This is a genomic window from Paenibacillus agaridevorans, from assembly GCF_003112455.1.
Lineage (GTDB): Bacteria > Bacillota > Bacilli > Paenibacillales > Paenibacillaceae > Pristimantibacillus > Pristimantibacillus agaridevorans.
In genome coordinates, this window is sequence record NZ_BDQX01000192.1 from 21,634 (window position 1) to 21,934 (window position 301).

General features: G+C 62.5%; 1 protein-coding gene. It reads left to right on the forward strand.

Annotation, left to right across the window (positions count from 1 at the left end):
- On the forward strand, positions 1-208 hold a 208-nt coding region (locus PAT3040_RS18435; RefSeq protein WP_146200460.1), incomplete at its 5' end, for a helix-turn-helix domain-containing protein.
- Positions 209-301 lie beyond the last annotated feature (93 nt).

A 301-nucleotide genomic window follows, 5' to 3' on the forward strand; every position in this document is an offset into this window, starting at 1 on the left:
CGCGGAGACAGGCCGTCCGTTCCGCCGGCATCTGGAGGCCATGCGCATCGACGCCTGCTGCCGCTACCTTCGCGAGGGCAGCGTGGCGATCATGGACCTGCCTCCCTTGGTCGGCTACGAGCAGTGGAAGTCGCTGAGCCGCGTCTTCCGCCAAGCCATGGGCTTGTCGCTCGGCGAATACCGCAAGCAGGCGATGCGCAACGAATAATGCGCCCTCAAGACGGTGATTGCAAATGCGATCGATACGCATAAAACCGCCAGTCCATCCCGGAATCGGGTTGTACTGGCGGGTTTTTCCGCT